At 52.1% G+C, this 20667-nt stretch carries 15 protein-coding genes; 6 read left to right on the top strand and 9 right to left on the bottom strand.

Annotated elements, in window-relative coordinates; translation table 11 throughout:
- Positions 1 to 23 precede the first annotated feature (23 nt).
- The 6 genes from METTU_RS19940 to METTU_RS24875 all read left to right on the top strand — a co-directional run bounded on the left by METTU_RS19940 (position 24) and on the right by METTU_RS24875 (position 9802).
- The gene (locus METTU_RS19940) at positions 24 to 356 is read left to right on the top strand and encodes an STAS domain-containing protein (RefSeq protein WP_006893814.1); all 333 of its coding nucleotides are present in this window, start codon (positions 24 to 26) and stop codon (positions 354 to 356) included.
- Entirely contained in the window at positions 353 to 2542 is a 2190-nt protein-coding gene (locus tag METTU_RS19945) for a chemotaxis protein CheA (protein ID WP_006893815.1), read from the top strand. Before METTU_RS19940 ends, METTU_RS19945 begins: the two co-directional genes overlap by 4 nt.
- 64 nt (positions 2543 to 2606) lie before the next feature.
- Positions 2607 to 4286 carry a methyl-accepting chemotaxis protein gene (locus METTU_RS19950; protein ID WP_006893816.1) on the top strand — a complete coding sequence of 560 codons (1680 nt, stop codon included), beginning with the start codon at positions 2607 to 2609 and terminating at the stop codon, positions 4284 to 4286.
- A gap of 15 nt (positions 4287 to 4301) precedes the next feature.
- The gene (locus METTU_RS19955; protein ID WP_006893817.1) at positions 4302 to 4868 is read left to right on the top strand and encodes a chemotaxis protein CheW; all 567 of its coding nucleotides are present in this window, start codon (positions 4302 to 4304) and stop codon (positions 4866 to 4868) included.
- A gap of 25 nt (positions 4869 to 4893) precedes the next feature.
- The gene (locus METTU_RS19960) at positions 4894 to 6777 is read left to right on the top strand and encodes a methyl-accepting chemotaxis protein (RefSeq protein ID WP_006893818.1); all 1884 of its coding nucleotides are present in this window, start codon (positions 4894 to 4896) and stop codon (positions 6775 to 6777) included.
- A gap of 208 nt (positions 6778 to 6985) precedes the next feature.
- Positions 6986 to 9802 carry a methyl-accepting chemotaxis protein gene (locus METTU_RS24875; protein WP_006893819.1) on the top strand — a complete coding sequence of 939 codons (2817 nt, stop codon included), beginning with the start codon at positions 6986 to 6988 and terminating at the stop codon, positions 9800 to 9802.
- A 29-nt stretch (positions 9803 to 9831) separates the two neighbouring features.
- On the opposite strand, the gene METTU_RS19970 is transcribed toward METTU_RS24875, so the two are convergent.
- The 9 genes from METTU_RS19970 to METTU_RS20010 form a co-directional block, all read right to left on the bottom strand.
- A complete protein-coding gene (locus tag METTU_RS19970) occupies positions 9832 to 11130 on the bottom strand; it encodes a cobyrinic acid a,c-diamide synthase CobB (RefSeq protein WP_006893820.1) in 1299 nt (432 codons plus the stop codon).
- Positions 11131 to 11317: 187 nt separating this feature from the next.
- A complete protein-coding gene (locus METTU_RS19975; RefSeq protein ID WP_006893821.1) occupies positions 11318 to 12436 on the bottom strand; it encodes a CobW family GTP-binding protein in 1119 nt (372 codons plus the stop codon).
- Positions 12437 to 12621: 185 nt separating this feature from the next.
- Positions 12622 to 14223: a precorrin-3B C(17)-methyltransferase gene (gene cobJ / locus METTU_RS19980; RefSeq protein WP_006893822.1), complete on the bottom strand. Its 1602-nt coding sequence runs from the start codon at positions 14221 to 14223 to the stop codon at positions 12622 to 12624.
- Between the two features lie 216 nt (positions 14224 to 14439).
- Positions 14440 to 15204: a cobalamin biosynthesis protein gene (locus tag METTU_RS19985; protein WP_006893823.1), complete on the bottom strand. Its 765-nt coding sequence runs from the start codon at positions 15202 to 15204 to the stop codon at positions 14440 to 14442.
- Between the two features lie 206 nt (positions 15205 to 15410).
- Positions 15411 to 16190 (bottom strand): precorrin-4 C(11)-methyltransferase, encoded by a 780-nt coding sequence (gene cobM, locus METTU_RS19990; RefSeq protein ID WP_006893824.1) that lies wholly within the window; start codon positions 16188 to 16190, stop codon positions 15411 to 15413.
- Positions 16187 to 16921, bottom strand: a complete 735-nt coding sequence (gene cobI, locus METTU_RS19995; protein WP_006893825.1) for a precorrin-2 C(20)-methyltransferase — start codon at positions 16919 to 16921, stop codon at positions 16187 to 16189. The genes cobM and cobI overlap by 4 nt, the downstream gene beginning before the upstream one ends.
- 151 nt (positions 16922 to 17072) lie before the next feature.
- Positions 17073 to 18206 carry a cobalt-precorrin-5B (C(1))-methyltransferase CbiD gene (gene cbiD, locus METTU_RS20000; protein ID WP_006893826.1) on the bottom strand — a complete coding sequence of 378 codons (1134 nt, stop codon included), beginning with the start codon at positions 18204 to 18206 and terminating at the stop codon, positions 17073 to 17075.
- Between the two features lie 148 nt (positions 18207 to 18354).
- Positions 18355 to 19932 (bottom strand): precorrin-8X methylmutase, encoded by a 1578-nt coding sequence (locus METTU_RS20005; protein ID WP_006893827.1) that lies wholly within the window; start codon positions 19930 to 19932, stop codon positions 18355 to 18357.
- Complete coding sequence (locus tag METTU_RS20010; RefSeq protein WP_006893833.1) at positions 19922 to 20641, bottom strand: cobalt-precorrin-7 (C(5))-methyltransferase; 720 nt, start codon at positions 20639 to 20641, stop codon at positions 19922 to 19924. The genes METTU_RS20005 and METTU_RS20010 overlap by 11 nt, the downstream gene beginning before the upstream one ends.
- Positions 20642 to 20667 lie beyond the last annotated feature (26 nt).

The raw sequence follows: 20667 nt of genomic DNA on the forward strand, positions 1-20667 counted from the left end.
CTATCCCTTATTTGAGAGATGTCATGACCGCAAAAGCCAATAAAAACGACGGGATACTGTGTGTGCCTATTATGGATGACATGACTATCTACAATGCACAGTCGCTAAAAGAAACCCTGTTAGGCTATTGCCATGCGGGTACGCAGGAGTTGCAACTTGATTTATCGGCTGTTGCCGAAATAGACAGCGCAGGTTTGCAGTTGTTGCTGTTGCTAAAGGCTGAAGCGCAAAAACGCGGATTTACCCTGCGCTTGCTTAGGCATAGCGAAGCGGTGATTGAGATTTTCGAGCTGCTTAAACTCGGCATGTATTTTGGCGATCCCATTGTTATCCCCGCTAATTGGAAAAAATCATGAGCGATATAAATCCCGCCCTGGAAACCTTTTCCCAGGAAGTTGACGAGTTACTGGCGGCCATGGAAGAAGCCTTATTAGGTTTGGAAGGGACGCCTGATGACGCCGATTGCATCAACAGTATTTTTCGCGCCATGCATACCATCAAAGGCTCTTCCGGGTTGTTTGGTTTTGACGATGTGGTCGCCTTCACCCATGAAGCCGAAACCGTATTAGATCGGGTTAGAAATGGCGAGCGGGCGATTGACGCCGAACTGGTCTCTGTTTTGTTAGCCTGTAAAGACCACACGGCACAGATCATTCAACATTTTCTTTTCAACGAAGACGAACCGCTGCCGGAATCGCTGCATCAACAAAGTCGGGCGCTGATTGCCCAATTAACCGGTCAATCGGCGGCGGTCGGCGGAATGCCCTCGACGCAAGAGGAAAAAGCCGATCATTTTGAGGTTGATGACAACACCACGGATAGCAGCGACAACTGGGTTATCAGCCTGGCTTTCAAACAAAACGCGCTACGCAACGGCATGGATCCGTTATCGTTTATTCGCTATTTGCAAACGCTGGGTAAAATCAATGAAGTGATTATTACCATGCCGACGCTTCCTCGTATAGAGGATATGGACCCCGAAGACTGTTATCTTAATTTTAAAATAGCCTTCAGCAGCAATGCCGACAAGAGAACCATAGAGGACGTATTCGAGTTCGCCGAAGACGATTGCGATATTACTATTTTGCCGCCAAATTCCAGACAGGAACACTACCTACAGTTGCTGGCGGATTTGCCGGAAGATCAGGTTAAACGCTTAGGCGAAATGCTGATTGAGATCGGCGCCTTAACTGAAAAAGAAGTCGCACACACACTCAATGAGCAGTGTGCCGATGATAATCTCGATACGAAACCTCTCGGCGAGATGTTGGTGGATAAAAATATCTTGCAGCAGCCTGTGGTAGAACAGGCGCTAAAAAAACAAGAAGCCGTCAAACAAAAAGTCAACAAGGAATCCAATTACATCCGGGTCGATGCGGCCAAACTGGGTTATCTGATAAATCTGGTCGGCGAGCTGGTCATTTCAGGCGCCGCGATGCGGCTGATGGTCGATAAGCACGGCTTATCCGATGTCGACGATGTCGCCTCGACCATGAGTCATCTGGTGGAAGACATACGCGACACCGCATTGCAATTGCGCATGGTGCAAATTGGCGAAACCTTTACGCGCTTCCAAAGAGTGGTGCATGACGTCAGCAAGGAATTGGGCAAGCAAATTCAATTGCAAATCACCGGCGGTGAATCCGAACTGGATAAAACCGTGGTCGAAAAAATCAACGATCCGCTGACCCATCTGGTGCGCAATTCGCTCGATCATGGCATCGAAACGCCCGCAGAGCGACTACGGGCAGGCAAGCCTGAGAAAGGCACCATACAGCTTAATGCCTATCATGACTCGGGACGCATCGTGATCCAGATCAGTGATGACGGCAAAGGGCTGGACCCGGAAAAAATCGTCGCCAAAGCGGTAGCTAAAGGGCTGGTTAAACAGGATCAAGTGCTCAGCAAGAGCGAGATTTACCATCTTATTTTTGAGCCCGGCTTAAGCACTAAAGAAGAGGCCAGCAACCTGTCCGGTCGGGGCGTCGGCATGGACGTGGTCAAGCGCAATATCGAGGCATTGCGCGGCAGCGTCTCCGTTGATAGCGAATTGGGGCAAGGCACCACGGTAACGATACACCTGCCGCTAACGCTGGCGATTATTGATGGGTTCATGGTGGAAGCGCAAAAAGAACGCTACATCATCCCGCTGAGTATGGTCGAAGAATGCGTCGAAATGAACAGCGATGAATGGCAAATCGATGATACCCAACATTATGTCAATTTGCGCGGCCAAGTTTTGCCCTATTTGCGTTTGGGCGATTTTTTCCACAAGAATAAAAAACACACGCATACGCAACGGGAAAGTCTCGTCGTCGTGCGTTTCGGCGAGGCAAAAGCGGGGTTTGTCGTGGATGAATTGCACGGCGAAAATCAAACCGTGATCAAACCGCTCGGCAAGCTGTTTGAGAATCTTAACGGCATAGGCGGCGCAACTGTGTTGGGTAGTGGAGATGTCGCGTTAATTCTTGATGTGCAAGGACTTATTCAACACGCGAAAAAGCAGGTAAATCCCACTTTGGCATTGTCGTCGAGTGTTTAAAGTCAAAAAGGTACGTTATGGCTATTAACGATTTAAAAACAAGAACATCAACGGAAATTTTACCATGCTAAATAACCTGACTATCAAAGCCCGCCTGATTCTGGTTGTGGGTCTTATGTCCTTGCTCGCCATTTCTATGGGGATACTTGGCCTGGACGGGATGAAAAAAGCCAATGAAGGCTTGCTCACCGTTTATGTCGACCGCACTATTCCGATGGGGCAGCTGGGCGAAATCAAGGCGAAATTGCTAAGCAATCGTCTTGCAATCACCAATACCTTGGTGTTCAAGGAAGAAAACCAGAAAAACATAGAACTGATTAAGAAAAATATTGTCGATATTAACAGGATATGGGATGAGTACATGGCGACTACCCTGACCGTGGAAGAAAAGAAACTGGCCGATAAGTTTGCAATAGATCGTAAGCGCTTTGTTGTCGAAGGGTTAAATCCCACCATGGAATATCTTCTTGCCGGAAATACAGACGCCGTGGAAAAAACCATCAGGGAGGCGGTGCGTCCATTATTTGTGCCTGTCGGCGAAGGCATTGATGCGCTGACGCAGTTACAGCTGGATGTCGCCAAACAGGAATATGACGCCGCTCAAATCCGTTATGAAGAAAGCCGTTTTATTTCGATAATTCTGCTGGCAGTGGGGTTGTTACTGTCCATGTTTATCGGTTTTATGCTGATTCGTGGCATTTCGCGCTCCCTGTTTGCGATGCAACAGTTTGCAGAATCTTTAGCGAAAGGCGACCTTACCGCGCGTATTGATCTTGAGCAAAACGATGAAATCGGCATCTTGGCTCAATCAATGACCAAAATGCGCGATCAACTTAGCGGCGTCGTGCAACAAGTTCGCACTAATTCCGATGCCTTGGGCAGCGCCTCGCAGGAAATCAGCGCAACCGCCCAGTCCATCAGTCAAAGCGCTACCGAACAGGCTTCAGGTGTTGAACAGACCACGGCCTCTATCGAAGAGTTGAACGCATCGGTCAAACAAAACGCAGATAACGCCAAGCTGACCAATGGCATGGCAACGACCGCAGCGGCAGAAGCTGCCAATGGCGGACAAGCGGTAAAGCGCACGGTGGAGGCAATGAAGGAAATCGCCGATAAAATCGGTTTGATTGAAGATATTGCCTATAAAACCAATCTGTTATCGCTCAATGCGGCGATTGAGGCGGCCTTGGCCGGCGAACACGGCAAAGGCTTTACCGTGGTTGCCGCAGAGGTAAGAAAGCTGGCGGAAAACAGCCGGATAACCGCGCAAGAGATCAATAGCCTGGCTAAAAACAGCGTCAAGATTGCCGAAGACGCCGGTATTCTGCTGGAAAAAATGGTGCCTAATATTCAGAAAACGGCGGATTTGGTCGAAGAGATTACCGCGTCTTCAGAAGAACAAGCCCAAGGCATCGGCCAGATCAGCGATGCGGTCGGTCAATTGGATAAAGCGGCACAACAAAATGCATCAGGTTCGGAACAGCTTGCCGCCACCGCCGAAGAACTGAGCGGCCAAGCCATGCAACTGCAACAGGTTATGGCGTTCTTTAAAGTGGATGCAAACCAGGGCTGCACCGCTAGAGTTCAACCGGTTCAGTCTACCAGGCAGATGCTTGCAAACAAAAAAACAGCACCTTATTTTACTCCGGCCGGGTCTTCTCCGGTAACGCCTAAGCCTGCGCCGATCGGCAAGGCAGCAGGGAATAAACCTGAATTTAATGAGCATGATTTTGAACGATTTTGACAGGCAGAATGAACCATGAACCAATTAATACATAAGCAAGAAAACAAAACCGAGTTAATGGCTCAGGACCAACTACGCCAGTATCTTACTTTTCAGGCAGGCAACGAGAATCTGGCTATCAGCATTCTGGACGTCAAAGAAATCATCGAAATCAACACGATTACCGACGTGCCGATGACGCCGGACTATATACGCGGCGTTATCAATCTGCGCGGTAATGTCGTGCCGGTAATCGATTTGTCGGCACGCCTGGGTCGGCAAAGTAGCGAAATAACCAAACGCAGTTGTATTGTACTGGTGCAGGTTGAATACAAAGAGGATGCCCAGTTACTGGGTATGTTGGTCGATGCCGTTGATGAAATTCTGGAAATTCCCGAAGCGAACATCATGCCGCCGCCTGATTTTGGCGCTGATATTCGGACTGATTTTATTCAGTCGATGGGACGAGTGGGTGACGAGTTTATTATCTTGTTGAATATCAACCGCGTACTTTCGATAAAAGAATTATCTCAGCTCAAACAAGTTGCCGATTACGAAAGCGGCAATGCAAGCAAAGAAGCCAGTTTCTCGGCACTAAATTGATTAACCCTCCAAGGATTCATTATTTATGAACGTAAAAGACTTAAGTATAAAAACCAAGATATTAACCGGAGCCTTGCTGTTGGTATTGATTACCTGCGGATTTGGCCTGTTGTCAAAGCTGTATATCGGCAAAGTGTCAGGCTCGCTGTTCGGAATTACCGACAACAACGGTAAGGCGATTGAATATGCAACCGGGGTCGAGCGTATGGCGCTGACGACTTACATTGAAGAAAAAAATTATCTGCTAGAAGAAACAGATGAAGTTCAACAACGTGCTGAACAGAATGTTAAAGAGCTGATCGGGTACTTGGATAAAGTCGATACGGTGGCAAAGGAATATAAGAATACTGAGCTATTAGAGCAATCAAAAAATGCTCGGGAAGGCATAGGTCAGTATATTGATAAATATAGAGCCGCAGTTAAGGTGATGAAAGACAATAAGCAAGCCGTTGCCAATATGGTTGAAAAAGGTAATGCGGTAGCTAATGCCGCAGATGGTTTTTTGGACAGGCAGGTAAGACTGTACACCGAAGCGCAGAAAAAAGGGTTAACTGGTCAAGAGCTTGATGCCTATGTGCAGCGCTATATTATTGCGACCGGCATTTCTGTAAAAGCGATGCAAATAATGCGCGCTGAAAAAGAAGAGGTTAATTATCAGGATCGGGTTGCTTGGAAAAAAATGGGGGTTTTATTGCCTGAGTTAATGCAGTTATATGACGACCTGCAAAAAATAGTGAGCAGTGACGAAGCACTTAAATTTATTGCCGATTCACGCAATATAACTCGAGATTATCATGAGGCCGCCAAAACTTGGATAGAAAATAATAGTCAAAAGAAAATTATTTTAGCGGATATGTCGAGATTGGGCAGTAGTGTCATCAAGCAGGCGCAAGATGCCGAAGCAGCTGGTTACGTTCAATTAGGTAATGCCCGTAACGATGCAAACCAACTGGTCAGCGAAGCCAACAAGATCATCATTGGTACCATTATTCTTTCGATAATTTTAGGTGTTATTATTGCGTTTTTTTTGGCTTCAATGATCACCAAGCCGATTATTTTAGGTGTTAAATTTGCCGAGTCTTTATCAAAGGGAGATCTTACTGCCCGGATTGATATTGACCAGAAAGATGAGATCGGCGTCCTGGCCAGTGCATTGCAAACCATGCGCGACCAGCTCAGCAGCGTTGTTCAGCAAGTGCGCACCAATTCCGACGCCTTGGGCAGCGCGTCGCAGGAAATCAGCGCGACCGCCCAATCCATCAGCCAAAGCGCTACCGAACAGGCTTCAGGCGTCGAGCAAACCACGGCGTCCATCGAAGAGTTGAGTGCATCAGTCAAACAAAATGCCGATAACGCCAAAATAACCAACAGCATGGCTACCACGGCTGCGGAAGAAGCTACCAATGGCGGGGAAGCCGTGAGGCGCACGGTGGAAGCGATGAAAGAAATCGCCGATAAAATCGGTTTGATTGAAGATATTGCTTATAAAACCAATCTGTTGTCGCTCAATGCTGCGATTGAAGCTGCGCGGGCAGGCGAACACGGCAAAGGCTTTACCGTGGTTGCCGCAGAGGTAAGAAAACTGGCGGAAAACAGCCGGGTAACGGCGCAAGAAATCAATAGCCTGGCAAAGAACAGTGTCAAGATTGCCGAAGACGCCGGTATCCTGTTGGAAAAAATGGTGCCTAATATTCAGAAAACGGCGGATTTGGTCGAAGAGATTACCGCGTCTTCAGAAGAGCAGGCCCAAGGCATCGGCCAGATCAGCGATGCGGTCGGTCAATTGGATAAAGCCGCACAACAAAATGCATCGGGTTCCGAACAGCTTGCCGCCACAGCGGAAGAACTGAGCGGCCAAGCCATGCAGCTGCAACAGGTTATGGCATTCTTTACCGTGGATAATCGTTAATCCGGTTGCGGCTTTCATCATTCCCAAGCCGGTGTGCTCACCTTTATAAACAAGTGCCTGCGGAACACCGTCATTTCGGCAGGGATGCCGATATGACGATTCCCGATATGACGTTCTGGGGCGAAGTTGTGTATAACGATGTGCGCGGTGCGCCTCATTGCAAAATTTTTAAATTATTTGTGTCATTTCCAAGAAAAACAACATCCCCATGAAAATTAACATGCCGATCACCAATGTTGAACATGCTCTTGCAGAGACGGATTTCATTGTTACCAAAGCCGATCTAAAAGGGGTGATTACCTACGCTAATGAGGATTTTATCCGAATTTGCGGGTTTACCAGGGAAGAGCTGATTGGCGCATCGCACAATATAATCCGTCATCCGGACATGCCGGCAGAAATTTTCGAGGATTTTTGGAAGTCGATAAAAGCAGGTCGGCCATGGACCGGGGTGGTCAAGAATCGCTGCAAAAACGGCGATTTTTATTGGGTATTGGCCAATGTTACCCCTTATTATGAAAATGATAAGTTGGTCGGCTATATGTCGGTACGCAGCAAGCCCAGCCAAAATCAGGTTGCAGAGGCCGTCGATGCCTATCAAAAATTTCGCGAAGGCAAGGCGGGTCATTTAAAAATCCAGGATGGAAAAATCGCCAAAAAAACGCTGACCGGGCGATTCCCGTCCTTAGAAAACATCAGCATCAAAGCCCGTTTATTGATGGTTATCGCTATCATGTCAGCCCTGCTGCTCATTATCGGCGGTATGGGACTTTTCGGCATGAGTAAGGCCAGCGACGGTTTGCGCACTGTTCATACCAATCGCATGCTGCCTTCGAACCAGATTTTCCAGGTTCAGAAACTGCTGCTTACCAATCAGTTGCGGATTACCGCCAGCTTGTTCAACCCTACGCCCGAGTTGGTTCAAAAAAATCTTGCCGAAGTGGAACAAAACATCGCAACCATCACCCGGATCTGGGAGGCATACATTGAAAACTCGCTGGGTCCGGATGAAAAAATGCTGGCGGATAAAGTTGCGGATGACAAAAACCGCTTTGTCATGGAAGGCCTGCAACCGGCTATTTCAGCATTGCGCAGCAATGATGCCGGGCTTGCCCGCAAGATTATCGAGGGCAAGGTTAATCCCCTTTACGAGCCGGTCGGGGAGGGTATTCAGAAGCTATTGCAATTACAGGTCGGTATTGCCAAACAGGAATCCGATGCCAGTCAGTCGCGTTATTACAGCACCCGCGAAATAGCTGGCGTCTTGATCGCTTCGGGTATTTTACTGGCGCTGTGGTTGAGTTTTTCTTTATTGCGTTCCATCGTGCGTCCGCTTAATGCCACCATTAGCCATTTCGGTCAAATTGCCCAGGGTAATTACACTAACGTTATTGAAATCAAAGCCATGGATGAGATCGGCAGGGTGCTGGCGGCTCTCAAAGCGATGCAGATCAGGCTGGGCTTCGATGTCGCGGAAGCTCAACGTATTGCCGATGAACATTTGCGCATTAAGATTGCATTGGACAACGTCAGCACCGGCGTGATGATAGCGGATACCGACCGTAACATTATTTACGCCAATAACTCGGTGATCAATATGTTTGACGAAGCCCAAGCCGATATCCGCAAACTGTTGCCCAATTTCTCCGTTGATAATCTGGTAGGCACCAATATTGATAGCTTTCACAAGATTCCCTCGCATCAGGCGCAATTACTTAGCGATGCAACCGGCTGCTTGAGTCCCATCAGTATTAATTGGGGCGAACGTTATATGATGGTCACTGCCAGTCCGGTAATTAACACCAAAGGCAAGCGCATGGGTTCGGTAGCCGAATGGCTGGATCGCACCTCCGAGGTCATGGTGGAAAAAGAAGTGGCCGTTATTTTGGTTGCAGCGGTTATGGGGGATTTTACCCAGCGCATTGTCATGCAAGGCAAGACAGGCTTTTATCGTGAGCTGAGCGAATCAATCAATCAACTGATGCAAACCAGCGAAAGCGGTCTCAATGAAACGGTACGGGTATTCAATGCCTTATCCCACGGTGATTTGACTGAAAAGATTATTAATCATTATTCAGGCACCTTCGGACAACTTAAGGAGGATGCCAATTCCACGGTGGATGACCTCAACAATACTATCGGTCAAATCAAGGATGTTGCCGAATCAATCCACACGGCCGCTAAAAAAATTGCACACGGCAACATGTCTTTGTCGCATCGCACCGAAGTGCAGGCAAACAGTTTGGAGCAAACCACCGCCAGCATGCAAAAACTGACCTTAACGGTGCATCAGAATAGCGATAACGCCAAACATGCCAGTGAGCTTGCCGTTAGTGCATCGAATACCGCAGGTAAAGGCGTCACAGTGATTGGTCAAGTTGTAAAAATGATGGAAGCGATCAATGAGTCCTCGCGCAAGGTTGTCGAGATTATTACCGTGATAGACAGTATTGCTTTCCAGACCAACATACTCGCGCTCAATGCCGCCGTAGAAGCGGCGCGTGCCGGAGAACAGGGGCGAGGTTTTGCCGTGGTGGCTGGAGAAGTGCGCAGTCTCGCGCAACGCGCCGCCTCCGCTGCCGGGGAAATCAAGAACCTGATCGGTGATTCGGTTGAGAAGGTAGAGGACGGCAGCAAACTGGTCACCCAAGCCGGCAACACCATGGAAGATATTGTTAATTCTATTCGTGGCGTTACGGCCATCATGTCCGAGATCAGCGCGGCATCCGCAGAGCAAACCGCCGGTATTGAGCAAGTGAATCTGGCCATTTGCCAGATGGATGATGTAACCCAGCAAAATGCCGCCTTGGTAGAACAAGCCACAGCCGCCGCAGCATCGTTGGAAGAACAAACGCAGCAGCTGACGGTCACGGTAACGCACTTTAAAATGGATGGCGATAGCCGTGCTGCGGACAGTTCGTTTGCTACAGCACCGGTTGCGAAGGAAACCGATCATGATCCCGTGGGACATATGGTCAAACTGGATCCTCAATCTACTGACAGCGGCGGTTGGGAAGAGTTTTAAACTGGGATAGAAGTGTCGTTCTGTTTTCGTTAAGGTAAAAACAATTGTGCGGCAGCAGTGGGATTTGACGCAAAATAACAGTGCAGGTAACTGGCAGTCAGCCGGTTTAGCTGATAAATGGCTTCCCCTGCTGAAGTGTTATGCACACGCTCGCCAAAGGCAATAGGGACCAGCGGTGTTTCGATAAGGGAGTGGTGAAAAGCATGGCTGCGCAATACGCCACCGGCCATAGGCGCCGATTGAAAACCCAAACCTTTCAGCCGGTTTTGCATGATGGCGTGTCCCGGCAAGAGGCCAACCATCTCACCGCGATTCCCGGCTTTATCGACGATCGATTCCAGCAAATACAACATGCCGCCGCATTCGGCGTAAATGGGTTTGCCTTGCTGGAAATGCATTTGCAATGCCGCTTTCATCGACGGATTATCCTGTAGCGTTTGCAAATGCAGTTCGGGATAACCACCCGGCAGATAAATGCTGTCAACATCGGGCAGTGCTTTATCTGCAAGCGGCGAAAAGAAAATCAGTGTGGCTCCCATCGTCCGCAGCACATCCAGATTGGCTGCGTAAATAAATGAAAACGCGGTATCGCGGGCAACGCCGATGCGGATACCCGATAACAGTTGAGGCGGCGTTTCCTGTTCTGGCGCTGTAAATTCCACAGACTCCGGAAAATTCGCCAGCCCGGTCACGGCAATTGCCGTTGCGGCGGCCGACATTCGCGATTCGAGATCAAGCACTTCTTCCGCCTGAACCAGACCCAGATGTCGTTCCGGCAATACAAACCGGTTATCGCGGGGTATCCCGCCGAAGTAGCATAGATCCGGCGGCATGCCTTGCATGATCATTTCGTTATGCCGCGGGCTGGCGATATTATTGGCTAAAACACCGGAGAATTTGAGTCCAGGCCGATAGTTGGCGAGTCCGTAGGCAAGTGCTCCCAGCGTTTGGGCGGCACCGGTCGCATCAATCACCGCCATCACCGGCACCGAGAATAGTTCGGCCACATCGGCGCTGCAAGGCTCGCCATCAAACAAGCCCATAACGCCCTCAATCAGTATTAAATCGGCTTCCAGCGCGGCCTCATATAACAATCGCCGACATTCAGTTTCGCCCATCATCCACAGATCAAGTTGGTACACCGGCAGGCCGCAGGCGCGTTCGAGTATCATCGGATCGAGAAAGTCGGGGCCGGATTTAAACACCCGGACTTTGCGGCCTTGCTCGACGTGATAACGGGCAAGCGCTGCAGTGATGGTGGTCTTGCCGTGATTGGAGCCGGGCGCGGTGATGAACAGGGCAGGGCAGTGAATTGTTGAAAGGGTCATTTCCAGGCAGCTCCAGTCGATTGGCTCGTTTCCATTCACCGCGTTCTGTATACATAGGACGTTGTTCGTGATTCCTGGCGTAGCGCGTGGGAACGAGAGGCAACATTAGGAGTGCAAGCTTTGCTTGCGTTTGCAGGCGAAGCCTGCACTCCAAACGTAAAAGTAGTAGCAGCTAAGTAGCGGCGGTTCATTTCCATGCAGTCCCGGTCAATTTGGATAACAGTTCCGCCACCGTGTTACGGTTCAGATGATAACCGATAAAAACCAGTTCCGATTCTTTTGAAGATTGCTTGGCAGTGTCGGAACCTATCGTCACGCGAGTGCGCACACCCTGCACCAGAACGGATTGATCGGCAAATAGTATAAAGCCTTTGCAGCGCAACAACGGCTCCGCTTTAGCCACTTCGATCAATGCCTGTTTGATTGTTTCCGCCTGCTGCGGCTCTTGGCTGCGCAGTACGAACGAGAGCCATCCCGGATCCTGCTCATGAAAATGTTTGTGCGTCGTCAGTCCGTGACTGTGGCCTGCCAAACCGGAATGGGCGTGACCGTTCAGTCTTGCATGGCTACCTAATGTCGGCGCACCGGAACCGGGTATCGGCGTAAACCGGTGGTTGTGCGTTGTAAAGGTCGGCTGGTGCAAGCGCAGGCCAAGAGCCAGACGGATATCCAGCTGGGCGTTGTAGGCAAGTTCGAGGAAGCGCACGTTCGGCGCCCGATCGCGAACGCGTTGTTCCGCGAGCAGCAAGGCATCCTCATCCAGCGCATCGATTTTGTTCAACACCACGACATCGGCATATTCGAGTTGCTGCTCAAACAAGGTCGCGACTGAATCGGCAACGGCGGCCTGCGGACTGTCGGCACTCAAGTCACGATCAAATTGGTCGGACAGCAGCAACGGCGTATCCACCACGGCCAGCGTCGCATCCAGGATAAAATCCCCGGCCAACTCAGGTGTTTGCAACAGTTCCATGACCGCTGTCGGCAACGCAAGCCCGGAGGTTTCTATCAGCACATGATCGACATTGGCACGGCGCCCGGCGATAGCCTGCATGGTCGGGATAAAGTGTTCGTCATCGCCGTAGGCAATCAGGCCGTAAGGGAAATCATGAATCCGCACATGCTCATCGCCGCCAACGCTGTCGTTAATCAGCGCACCGTCGATGGAAACTTCGCCGAATTCATTGATCAGTAACGCAAGGCGTCGGGTTTGCCTGCTTTTAATCAGGCTACTCAGCAATGTGGTTTTACCGGAACCGAGAAAACCGGTAACGATGGTGACCGGAATCATGCGTTGATATTCCATGGAAACTTCTCATTAAAAACAGGTAAATCAGTAATGAATCGATAAAAGCTATCACCACGAAGACACGAAGTAATAAAACTTCGTGTTCTTCGTTTCTCGGCAACTGCTCCCTGCGTTGCTCTACCTCCTGCGTCCATGCAGTCGTTCGTGGCGAATAAAATGCTTTTAATCGTCTACTTACTCGTTTATGGGGTTACATGCCACGCTTGCAATTGGCTCAATGCCGCATCGAAACTTGAGGTAGTAAACGGATACTCAAGTTTCGGGCGCTTGATCACCAGCAACGGGATGTTCAGCGCCTGCGTTGCCGCCACTTTGGCTTGATAGCCGCCTGCATCGCCGGAATCCTTGGTGATGACGCAATCGATTTTCAAATCCCGCCACAAGGCGGTGTTGAAAGCTTCAGAGAACGGTCCTTGCATCGCGCAAATATGGCTGCGCGGCACACCCAGATCGATTGCTCGTTGGATGAATTCAGGCTCGGGCGTAACCCGCACAAACCATTCGCGTTCGGCGGCACCCGGCGCATTGAGAAAGGCAGCCAAGTCTTTGGAACCGGTGGTCAGAAAAATGCGCCGACCGAGTTTAATGGCTTGTTCGGCAGCTTGTTCCAAAGAACATGTAGGATGTGCTGACGAAGGAAGCGCATCACTATCAGAAAGATGCGCTTCACTGTGTTCAGCACATCCTACGGAGCTGGGCCGTTCATAACGCAGATACGGGATATTCAAGCTTTTCGACAAGCCCATCAATTGTTCAGAAATCAACTTCGCATAAGGATGCGTTGCATCGACAATCACCCGCGCCTGATTTTGGCTTAGCGCCTGTTTTCGCGCCTCGACGCCTTGATGACCGGCCCAGACCGACACGCCGGGGCAATGCTGGGCGGCAACCTCGCCGCCATATTCCGTCGCGGCGGAGACCACGACCGGATAGCCTTGCTGTGCCAATTCGTTAGCCAAGGCGTTGCCGTCGCTGGTGCCGGAAAAGACCCATAACGCTTGCTCTGGCAGATCAGGGCAACCACAAGGGATTTCCCCTACGTCGGGCGCATCCCAGTTATTGTAGCCGCGCGGCGTAAAAATAAAGCCGCGCTTGCGCTGGGTAAAACGGTTGCCGATCACGATGGTGGTCAGCATATCGAACTGCAAAGACAGCAAGTCTTCCAGGTGGTGAATGCTGACTTTCTGGCCGGGCCGATAGGCATTATGGATTACGCCGCACAGCGTCTTCGGCGATTTCGACTCCAGCATGATATTGAGGATGCGGTACACGCCTTCCTGGCGACCGGCGCTTTGCACGTTGTACAACACACAGGCGAGGTCGGCCTGGGCGATATGCCGTCCGCGTTGCTCTATCCAGTCCCAAGGGCACAACAGGTCGGACAGGCTCAGCGTGGCAAAATCGTGCGACAACGGCGAGCCTAATAACGAGGCGCAGGCATTGGCGGAAGTAATGCCGGGTATCACGTTGACGGCATAGTCGTCATCTTCGCGCATTTCATCGAAAGCCAATGCAGCCATCGCGTAAATGCCGATGTCGCCGCTGGAAATCAGCGCAACTTTAGCGCCGCTACGGGCCTTTTCAATCGCCAATAAAGCGCGCTCGCGTTCCTGAGTCAGCGGCGGCGTGTGGATTTCCTTGCCGGTTATCCACGGCTCAATCCAGCGCAAATACAGGTCATAAGCCACGATCACATCGCTGTCCCGCAATGCCGCTTCGGCACGCGGAACGATCAAATCGCTAAATCCCGGCCCGACCGAAACCAAATTCAATATACCTTTCATTCTTTTATCCACTGATTATTGCTCTGTCTATTTAAAAGCGATCACCACGAAGGCACGAGGAACACGAAGTTTTATTTCTTCGCGTATTCGTGGTGAATTTTTCATGTTGCTGCGCTGGTTCCCAAGCTCCAGCTTTCAGTGTCTCGGGAAGCTGGAGCTTCCAATACGGCATTCCCAAGCTGGAGCTTGGGAACGAGCGATCCGGCGGACGGCGCTCTATATATTATCTTCAACCACGGCAACGGCTACGCCGTTTAAAGCCGTTTTAGGCACGATCAATCTGCCGCGGGCGCCGGCAATCAATGCGCAAGGCTCACAAACTCCCGGCAAACCCACATTCTGCTGAACCCAGTCCGAGGCTTTAGTTACCCAAGGCCTTGCCGCCACTGTTGCGCTTGCCAAGACGCGTAGCGGCAAATCGTGCAGTTCGCAAAAATCCAGCAAGCCCGGTTCGTTTGCCTTCAAGTCTATAGTCACTATTTCGCGCACTTCGCTTAACGGCCTCTCGCCTAATGCCAGATGCACGGCCGCGGCGATTTGCCCGGCAGTGACACCCTTGCGGCAACCTATACCGACGACCAAAGGCTTCAAGGCTTCGGTCGCCGTAGTAATGACCGGTACCGCGCCGGTTACATTGGCGACGCGATAAGCCAAACGGTTGGCACCGCCTTCGTGTCCTGCCAGCAGCGACACCGCGAACCGTCCCGCTTCGTCCAACACCACGACGGCCGGGTCGCTATGTTTGTCCTGCGCCAAGCCCTCGAGAAAGCGCACCGCGATGCCGCTGGCCGCTATCATGATCCACTGCGACTGCTGGCGATAAGCGGCGGCAAACTGCTCTTTCTGGGGTGTGGCGATATCGAGCCATGGCCGATACAGTACACCGCCAAGCCGTTCTTGCAGGGCCAAAGCCAAGGCTTCGCTTTCCGGCCTTACCAGCCAGATGCCGCAATCAGTCATGCTGCGGCCTTTATCGTACATAGCAATTTAAGCGGAAAATTCATATATTCAATAAAAGATTAATTCACCACGAAGACACGAAGAAAGAAGTAGAACCTTCGTGTTCCCGGCAATTGCTCCTGCATTGCTCTACCTCCTGCATAACCCACAGGGATGTGGGGAATGCAGATATTGCAGGAGCAAATATCTGTCCATGCAGTCGTTCGTGTCTTCGTGGCGAAATGTTTTTAAGTTGATGACGACTTTTTCTTTTTCATGACGCGGAAGATATGCGTGAAATCCTTGGAATACAGACTGGATTCGGTTTGTTCACCGCGCCCTAAAGCTTTGCCTACCAATAACATCGTAGTTAGATTCCACTCGCTTTTTTTGGTTTCTTTAAGGATGACGCCCAAGGTGCCCTGGTAAGACCGCTCTTCCGGCCAGGTTGCCCGATAGACCAGCGCCACCGGCGTGTCGTCCGGATAATGCAGGCGCAGGTCGGCGACTATTTTTTTCAAATGCGGCCCGGACAGGAAGATGCACATCGTCGCTTGGTGTTCGGCCAGTCGTGCAATCGATTCCAGTTCCGGCACGGCCGAAGCGCGGCCCGAAACGCGGGTCAGAATGACGGTTTGCGAGACTTCCGGCTTGGTCAGCTCGGCCTTGATGGATGCCGCCGCCGAAGTGAACGAGGATACGCCCGGTACAATTTCGTAGTCTATGTCCAGCCCATCTAGCCTGCGCATTTGCTCGGCGGTCGCGCCGTAAATGGCCGGGTCGCCGGAATGCAAACGGGCTACATCGCAATCATTCTCTTGCGCTCGACGGTAGCAGGCTTCCTGTTGTTCAAGGTCAAGCGTGGCTGTGTCGATCAGTTCGGCATCTGCCCGGCAATGCTGCAACATGTCGGTAGGCACCAATGATCCGGCGTACAGCACCATGCTGACCCGGCCGAGAATATTCGCGCCGCGCAATGTGATCAGATCGGAAGCGCCGGGGCCTGCGCCGATAAAATAAACTTTCATGCGTGTCTTCTCTCTCTGGGTGTTTTGCGTATGAGTAAAGTGGCGAGATAGCCCATCGCCGAGGTGGCGCATAAATCGCTGACATCATCGGCCAGCATTTCGTCCGCCAAGCCGATGCGACGGGCAAACGCGCAGTGCTCGGCGATGCCCATGTCACGGAGCAAGGCCAGCACCCAGGGCAGGCGCGCGCCGATCTTCATCAGCACCACGATGTCATGGCTTTCGATGTCCTGTCGTAGCGCCGCCGCATCTTCGGGGCAAGGCAGAATTAATGTACGCTCCTTGCCTACCCCCAGCGGCCAACCCATCGCCGAGGCCGCAGCCGCATAGCTGGTAATGCCGGGGAAGGTGCGCTGCGGCAGATCCGGCAAATACTCGCGCAAGGCGGCCAATATATAGCCGTAAGTGGAGTAGGTTAGGCTGTCGCCTATGGTCAGGTAAGCCACGTTTAAACCTGCGCGCAAATCGACGGCGATGGTTTCCGCCAGTTGTGCGTAATGCTCGCTCAGCACCGTGCGGTCAGGGTCCATGGTGAATTCGATTTCACGTATCCGTTCCTGAGCGATGGCTATGCCTGCTAAGCATTGCAGGGCTACCGATGTGTCGGAACTGTGCGCTCGGGGGGCGTAAATGATGTCGGCCTGTTGCAGCGCTTCGACCGCCGCCAGCGGAATGTAACCCGCAGGTCCCGGCCCTACGCCTATACCCCAGAATGTACCCAGCAAACTCATATAGCTCTTCTCATAAAAATTTAAGTGTCATCTCGTTTCCACACGCAGTGCCGAGAACGGTCATGGTTGTGGGGGCGACTTTAGTCGCCCAGTCAGTAATAATCTAACCGCTCAATGGCGACTGAAGTCGCCCCCACAGCAGCAGTTATTTTCAATCGGCTCCCAAACTCTCGCCTTGTAAATTAAATAGCCGCACTTCAACCTTTTTCACTGCCGGTACGCGTTGATGAACAAGCGCGGCGATGCGCTGTTCGATGTCTATCCACAACGCCTGTGCGCCGGTTTCCTTCTTTAATCTTTCCATTGCGGCTTCCACTGTGTTTGCCTGCTCCAGTTCTTGTACCAGACGGCTGTCAAATCCTCGTTCTCCCGCCACCCGCGCGACAACGCTCATGGCCATGTCGCTCCTGCTGGAGTGCGTATCCCATACGCCGTCCAGCACTTTGGCAAGTTTGCCCGGGTGCCCCAATAACCACAATACATCCAGATGGCGTTGTTGTTCAGCCAATGCCTGCTGTAAAAAATCTAACGCGTCGCCAAGAAAATTGGCGATCTGCACTGAGCGCTGTTCGGGTAATCCCAGTGCCTCTTTGGCATAAGTGCGACCGATTTTCCCCGGCAGCAAAGCGATGCTGTTTATATCGTCGCCCCCCAACGCGACGCGTACATAAACCTCAATCGAGGCAATCCAGGATGCCAGCGACAAAGGCTCGACTATGCCTGAAGTGCCGAGTATCGATATGCCGCCGACTATGCCGAGTCTCGGGTTGAAGGTCTTTTTGGCAATCGCTTCGCCGTTGATACAGCCTATGATTAGGTCGAAGCCTTGGTCTTTATTATCGGACACCTCGGCAACCGCCTGCCGCATCATCTTGCGCGGCGTTGGGTTAATTGCAGGCTCACCTACCGCTACGCGTAAGCCGGGTTGAGTCGCAGTGCCGACGCCGCTTCCGGCGAAAAAGCGTATTTGTCCTTCATTGTTCCTTCGCACTTCGGCAAAGATGGTGGCCCCGTGCGTATTATCCGGATCATCGCCGCCGTCTTTTAGCACGTCGGCTCGCGCTGTGTGCTCGTTCAACCAACGGCAGTCCTGAATCGGTACGGTCAGGTAATGCGTATCGTCAGCCAATGTTATTTGTACCTGTGCGTGACGCTCGCCGTGCAGCAGCAGATAGAGCGCGGCTTTAACCGCCGCCGTGGCGCAACTGCCGGTGGTGCGTCCGCGCCGTAAACCGTTCGGGGCGAGGACATTGAGGTCGAATTCTCTAAGTTCAGTCTGACTCATGCAACGCGAGTAACCTGTCCTGTCATTTAAAAACTTAAAAAACTATCACCACGAAGACACGAAGAACACGAAGAAATATAACTTCGTGTCCTTCGTGTCTTCGTGGTGAATAAAAAGCTTTAACAGCCTGTTTACTAGCATTTCGCGCTTAATCGATTTTATTAGTAGCTAATGAGCAGAGCTGATTCACCGCATCGATCATCAAGCCGTTGACGACGGTTGCCGCCCAGGGTGAACCGCCGCGCGTGCCGCTGTTGGTGATGCGCGGCACTTGCAGGCAGCGTTTTAATTCCGCTTTCGACTCGCAGGTGCCGACGAAGCCGACCGGCAAACCGATCACCAGTTGCGGCCGCCAGCCGTGTTCGCGGATCAGGCGCACCGCTTCCCTGATCGCAGTCGGCGCATCGCCTATCGACAGCACGATGTCGTTACCGAATTTTTCAAAAGCGCGTCGTATTCCGGCCGCGGAACGGGTGATGCCCTGCGTTTGCGCCATCAGCGCGGTTTCGTGATCATGCACCCCGCACCAGGTTTCGATGCCGAGCTGTTCGAGCAGCGCGCGCTTGAGTCCGGTCTGCACCATGGTCACGTCGGTCACTACACGCTTGCAACGCAACAAGGCACGGATGCCCGTTTCGACCGCGCCCGCCGAAAAGTAAATGTCGTCGACCGCATTAAAGTCGCCGCTGGTATGTACCAGCCGTTGCAGCACGGTCAGATGCGCCTCGGGAAAGACCGACCAGTCGCGCCCGGCGGCGATGATGCGGAAACTTTCGGCTTCTATCGGATGCGGCACGTAAGGGGCGAATTCTGTTACGGTTTCATCCACAGCGGCTTTCTCAAATAACCCGCGAACTTGAAGATGATGAGGGCGTTGCGGCTCGCCGACCTGCTGTTCAAAGCCGACGATTTGCACCCGGTATTTGCACAGCGAGCAGTTCATTTCCGCACGGCCTTCTACCGCTTCTTGCGCCCTGGAAATCAGCACATCGGCCACGTTCGGATGCACGCCGAGATAGCCTGCCTTGAGCACTTCCAGCTCAGGCTCGCGCTCTTGCATGGCATCGGCGGCCTCATAAATACGCTTGACCAATATGCCGTCGAACAGGAAAAACGGCACCACGATCAACCGTGCACACCCCAGTTGAGCTACGGCACGCAGGCCGTCGGCAACCAACGGTTTGGCTGTGCCTGAATAGCACACGTAAGATGCGCCAAAACCCATGCCTTCTTCGATCATGCGCGCGAATTTGGCGACGTCGCCATTGGCATCGGGGTCGGTGGTGCCGCGACCGACCAGCACCAGGCAGGTGTCGGCACGGCGCACAGTCTTGGAGGATGCCGATTCGGCCTCGACGATACGTTGCTGAACGACTTGCAGCAACAACGGATGCAAGCCCATCGGCGCACCGAAATGAAAATCGACGTCGGGATGTTCGCGAGCCGAGGTCAGAAGTTCGCTGGGCAGGTCATTTTTGGCATGAGTTGCCGCCAGCAGGATACCGGGCACCATGACGATTTGTTTGGCATCGGCGTTCAATTGGGCTGCGATCGCCTGATCGATAGTCGGACTGGCAAACTCCAGGTAGCCGTGACTGACCTGATGCTGCGGCGCACGCTCCTTGACCAGTTCAACCAGTTGCTCGAATTCCCGGATGCCGTCGGCATCGCGGCTGCCGTGACCTGCGATAACGATGCCGAATTGTTGGTTTGTTTCAGCCTGCATTCGGTAACGGCTCCATTGCGGGTTCAATCTGGCTGGACATAGGGCTGCGAGTGCGGATCAGCATGATGCTCATGTCGCTGAATTCCTGTTTCACACAGTCGGCCAGCGTGCCGTGCCACTCCGCTTCCGAGCGGGTCAAATTCTCCCAAACCTCGGTCGGATGATCGGGCGATATGCCTTGCTCCAACAGATAAGCGGCGATATGGCGTGGCATGAATGAGCGAGCCTCGTCCCACGGGCAGGGGATCACGATCGCATTGCGTTGGTCTTGCAGCACATGCACCAGGTGTTGCTTAAATGGGGTTAAATCGCCGCGGCGGTGGAAGGTGATAAATGTCGTTTCGTCGAAACAGACCTTGGCACGCGATGCGAGTATCTGCGCCGAAGAGATGCCCGGCACGGTTTCCACCGGATGGCCGCAAGCGCGCTCGACCCGTTCCAGATACTGGAAGCCGCTGAAATGGATGTCGCCCATGAACACCACGACGCAGTTCTTGCCCGCATGGTGTTCAATCGCCACTTTCGCCAATTGTTCGGTCTGGTCGCGATAATTCATCAGCACGGTTTGCGCCGTAGCGGGAATCAGGCTTTGCACGACATTAATAACGGCATCGAATCCGGCTACCACATCGGCATTGCTGATCAGCTCCGCGCCGCGTTGGGTCAGGTAAGCCACGTCGCCGGGGCCTGCGCCTATGCAGATAATCATAATTGTTCCTTGCTATATAAAAACTT

The organism is Methylobacter tundripaludum SV96, from assembly GCF_000190755.2.
Lineage (GTDB): Bacteria > Pseudomonadota > Gammaproteobacteria > Methylococcales > Methylomonadaceae > Methylobacter_A > Methylobacter_A tundripaludum.

Coding starts and splice junctions, on each gene's coding strand:
- METTU_RS19940 (WP_006893814.1), top strand. CDS start 24: ATGACCGCAAAAGCCAATAAAAACGACGGGATACTGTGTGTGCCTATT.
- METTU_RS19945 (WP_006893815.1), top strand. CDS start 353: ATGAGCGATATAAATCCCGCCCTGGAAACCTTTTCCCAGGAAGTTGAC.
- METTU_RS19950 (WP_006893816.1), top strand. CDS start 2,607: ATGCTAAATAACCTGACTATCAAAGCCCGCCTGATTCTGGTTGTGGGT.
- METTU_RS19955 (WP_006893817.1), top strand. CDS start 4,302: ATGAACCAATTAATACATAAGCAAGAAAACAAAACCGAGTTAATGGCT.
- METTU_RS19960 (WP_006893818.1), top strand. CDS start 4,894: ATGAACGTAAAAGACTTAAGTATAAAAACCAAGATATTAACCGGAGCC.
- METTU_RS24875 (WP_006893819.1), top strand. CDS start 6,986: ATGAAAATTAACATGCCGATCACCAATGTTGAACATGCTCTTGCAGAG.
- METTU_RS19970 (WP_006893820.1), bottom strand. CDS start 11,130: ATGACCCTTTCAACAATTCACTGCCCTGCCCTGTTCATCACCGCGCCC.
- METTU_RS19975 (WP_006893821.1), bottom strand. CDS start 12,436: ATGGAATATCAACGCATGATTCCGGTCACCATCGTTACCGGTTTTCTC.
- cobJ (WP_006893822.1), bottom strand. CDS start 14,223: ATGAAAGGTATATTGAATTTGGTTTCGGTCGGGCCGGGATTTAGCGAT.
- METTU_RS19985 (WP_006893823.1), bottom strand. CDS start 15,204: ATGTACGATAAAGGCCGCAGCATGACTGATTGCGGCATCTGGCTGGTA.
- cobM (WP_006893824.1), bottom strand. CDS start 16,190: ATGAAAGTTTATTTTATCGGCGCAGGCCCCGGCGCTTCCGATCTGATC.
- cobI (WP_006893825.1), bottom strand. CDS start 16,921: ATGAGTTTGCTGGGTACATTCTGGGGTATAGGCGTAGGGCCGGGACCT.
- cbiD (WP_006893826.1), bottom strand. CDS start 18,206: ATGAGTCAGACTGAACTTAGAGAATTCGACCTCAATGTCCTCGCCCCG.
- METTU_RS20005 (WP_006893827.1), bottom strand. CDS start 19,932: ATGCAGGCTGAAACAAACCAACAATTCGGCATCGTTATCGCAGGTCAC.
- METTU_RS20010 (WP_006893833.1), bottom strand. CDS start 20,641: ATGATTATCTGCATAGGCGCAGGCCCCGGCGACGTGGCTTACCTGACC.